The sequence below is a fragment of the Streptococcus cristatus genome (assembly GCF_001578775.1).
Taxonomy (GTDB): Bacteria; Bacillota; Bacilli; order Lactobacillales; family Streptococcaceae; genus Streptococcus; species Streptococcus cristatus_A.
On record NZ_KQ969089.1, the window covers coordinates 1 to 386 of the forward strand.

1 protein-coding gene is annotated in these 386 nt (G+C 51.0%); it reads right to left on the minus strand.

All coding sequences use genetic code 11. From position 1 onward, the window contains the following. A partial coding sequence (locus tag SCRDD08_RS11740) for a hypothetical protein (protein WP_269139722.1) occupies positions 1-332 on the minus strand: 332 nt, incomplete at its 3' end. Positions 333-386 lie beyond the last annotated feature (54 nt).

Below are 386 nucleotides of genomic sequence, written 5' to 3' on the forward strand. Positions count from 1 at the left end.
GCTTCAGCGTCATTGAGCGCAAGCCAGTCTGTTTCAGTAAGCACAAGCACTTCAGCATCAGTAAGCCTGAGCCAGTCCGTTTCAACAAGCGAATCGGCTTCAGCCTCATTGAGCGCAAGCCAGTCTGTATCAGCAAGTGAATCAGCTTCAACCTCATTGAGCACCAGCCAGTCAGTCTCAGTAAGTGCAAGTGCTTCAGCGTCATTGAGCGCAAGCCAGTCCGTTTCAACAAGCGAATCGGCTTCAGCCTCATTGAGCGCAAGCCAGTCTGTCTCAGCAAGTGCCAGTGCTTCAACCTCAATGAGCTTGAGCCAGTCTGTCTCAGCAAGCACAAGCACTTCAGCATCAGTAAGCTTGAGTCAATCCGTTTCAACAAGTGCAAGTGC